Genomic DNA, 3,162 nt, shown 5'->3' with positions numbered 1-3,162 from the left:
TTGGTACTTAATTTCATTTTTCAAAATTATATAAGACAAAATTATCAAGTATGAAAAGTAAGGAATTCGGCTTTAATTATAAAATGAAATTTTCGGAATATTGGGGAAATAACTATCTTCGGCTTGTTAAAAAAAAATGAAACTATGAAAAAAACAAACATGTTGATGTTGGCCAGTGCTCTGGCCACAATGATGTTTTTCTCTTCTTGTGGTGGTGAAAAAAGTGCTGAGTCCTCTGATTCTGAGACTTCCGAAATGGAAGAAATTCCCGCTCAAGATCAAAGGAGCAGTCCTTTAAGATCTTTGGAAGGCAAGATTGGGGAAACCAATGTTTTGATTCAATACGGTGCTCCTTCTGTGCGTGGAAGGGTAGTTTGGGGTGATCTTGTCCCCTATAATGAGGTTTGGCGGACGGGAGCCAATGAATCTACTTTCGTAGATTTTGATACCAATGTGATCGTTGAAGGTAAAGAGCTGAAAGCAGGGAGGTATTCTTTATTTACAATTCCTAAATCTTCGGGAAACTGGACGGTAATTTTCAATGCCGAATGGGATTTGGAGCATGGTCATTTTCAGTATAAGGAAGAAAATGATGTGCTTCGTGTTGAATCATCTCCAAATTGGGTCGATCAAAGCCAGGAACAATTAAGTATAGCTATTGAATCGCCGGGAATTGTAGTCAGGTGGGAGAAAATGATATTACCCATTGCAATAGAATAATTTCCAATTATCTTAAATCGAAACAAAAAGGTTGCTTATTTGAAAGCAACCTTTTTTAATTGATTGTTATCGGTTGATCCGGGTTTTATTTGGATGCAATCCATTTGTCGAATTAACTCAATGTTATTTTTAACAAAAAAAAAATATATCTATTCGTTTCAATGGAATTTTTAAAGCCTAGAACCTGTGAATTTTAAGTAATAACTACTAATTTAACAGCAGCTTTATTCACTTCTTATCACCTATGAGATATATTTCTTTTTTCTTAAGCCTGATCATTTCGATCGGACTGGGGGTTTTGCTTTCTGTTCAGATTGGAAATATCCCTGCTTTGGGAATGTTATTAGACCCAAACCAAGGTTTTTGGCAAAATGCCTACAGTGAAGATGCACTGGCAAAGGAAGAAATCAAGCTAAAAAATCTAAAAGATGAAGTCCAAGTAGTTTATGACGAGCATTTAATACCGCATATTTTTGCCCAAAATGTCGAAGACCTATTTCGGGTTCAGGGGTATATAACTGCCCAGCATAGACTTTGGCAGATGGAATTTCAGACTTTGGCTGCTGCAGGAAGAGTTTCGGAAATTGTGGGACCTGTAGCGATCGAATTGGATAGAATGACAAGAAGAAAAGGACTGGCATTTAGCGCCGAACAGGCTGTTGAGTATATCAAATCCAACGATCCTGAAACTTTTAGACTTGTAGAGGCTTATTCTGATGGTGTTAACCAGTATATTGATGGTATATCGAGGGCAATGCTTCCATTGGAATACAAAATTTTAGGTTATACACCCGAAAACTGGAATGTCTATAAATCCTTGCTACTCTTAAAATATATGGCTGATATGTTGGTAGGAGATAAGGATTTGGAGTTCACCAATATGAGGCAACTTATAGGCAAAGACTTGATGGAGAAGCTATTCCCTTTATTTCCAGAGGAGAATGATCCTGTCATCGAGGTTGAAAAAGTGTGGGATTTTGACCCCATTCCCATTAAAAAGCCTGTTGACCTATCATATCCGGATGTAAACATTCTTTTTGAAAATTTACCCCAGCCGGTGCCAGGGGTAGGTTCAAATAACTGGGCTGTAGCCCCAGAGAAAACCAAGAATGGAGCAGCAATTTTGGCCAATGATCCTCACTTAAGTCTGAACTTACCATCCCTTTGGTATGCTATGCAACTTTCTACGCCAGAATTTACAGTTAAAGGAGCCACGCTTCCCGGTGCTTTGGGGATTATTTCAGGATTCAATGAAAATATTGCATGGGGGGTAACCAATGCTACCAGAGATACCAGAGATTGGTATTCCATTCAGTTTAGAAATGAAGACCGCAGCGAATACCTTTATAACGATCAGTGGATTCAAAGCACTTTTCGTGTAGAAGAAATTAAAGTAAAAGGTCAATCTGTTTTTTTGGATACTGTTGTCTACACGCACTATGGCCCTGTGGTTTTTGATCGGAACTTTAGGGCCGAAAGACAAGATGTGGAATTTGCATTAAAATGGACAGCCCATATGGAGTCCAATGAACAAAAAACTTTTCTTTTGTTGAATAGGGCTGAAACCCATGAAGATTATCTAGATGCATTGGACCATTACACCTCACCGGCCCAGAATTTTGTATTTGCTTCCAGAACAGGTGATATTGCCATGAAGGTTCAAGGCAGATTTCCTTTGAAATGGGAGAATCAGGGGAAATATTTAATGGATGGCAATGACCCCGATTTTGAATGGCAGGGATTTATACCTTTTGACCAGAACCCTGCAACACTTAATCCGGAAAGAGGCTTTGTTTCCTCTGCCAACCAACATTCTACAGACTCTTCTTACCCTTATTACTTGTTTGATAATAGTTTTGAACATTACCGAAACCGTAGGTTAAATAATGTACTGGAACAGTCTGAAAATATCACTTTGGAAGACATGAAAAAGCTCCAATTTGATCAATTCCATTTACATGCGGCTGAGGCACTTCCTGTGATGATTCAATTATTGGAACAATCTGGGGATCTGGAGCAATTTGGTGCTAGAGGAAATAAGTTTTTGGAAGAATTAAATCAGTGGAACTTCAATACCTTCCCAAATCAGACGGAACCAGCATTGTTTCAAACTTGGTGGAAACACCTATACCGTAAGATATGGGAAAAGTGGGAGAATGATAGCCTTCCCATTGTTTTGCCCAACAAATACCAAACCGTAAAACTATTACAAAATGAACCTGAGAGTAGCCTTTTTGATCTTCCGGAGACGACTAAAGTTGAAAATGCAATCGATTTAATCAAGGTGAGTTTTGAAGAGATGATAGATGAAATTACTGCTTGGCAAGATGAGAAAGGGAATTATGAATGGGCGGCTTTTAAGGGGACTAAAATCATGCATTTGGTGCCTAATTTTGAATCTTTCAGCAGGGAAAATATCTACACTGGAGGCTACAGCGGGAT

Annotated in this window: 2 protein-coding genes; both read left to right on the top strand. The window is 38.5% G+C overall.

Annotation, left to right across the window (positions count from 1 at the left end; genetic code table 11):
- The first annotated feature begins 144 nt into the window (after nt 1-144).
- Complete coding sequence (locus QZT73_RS04990) at nt 145-720, top strand: DUF2911 domain-containing protein (RefSeq protein ID WP_291778729.1); 576 nt, start codon at nt 145-147, stop codon at nt 718-720.
- A gap of 244 nt (nt 721-964) precedes the next feature.
- A partial coding sequence (locus tag QZT73_RS04985) for a penicillin acylase family protein (RefSeq protein WP_291786927.1) occupies nt 965-3,162 on the top strand: 2,198 nt, incomplete at its 3' end.

Source organism: Cecembia sp. (assembly GCF_007126775.1).
In the GTDB taxonomy this organism is placed as follows: Bacteria; Bacteroidota; Bacteroidia; order Cytophagales; family Cyclobacteriaceae; genus Cecembia.
This window is presented reverse-complemented; position numbering and strand designations above follow the sequence as displayed.

Bases quoted from the DNA above. Each gene is read 5' to 3' on its own strand.
- QZT73_RS04990 (WP_291778729.1), top strand. From the start codon at position 145: ATGAAAAAAACAAACATGTTGATGTTGGCCAGTGCTCTGGCCACAATG.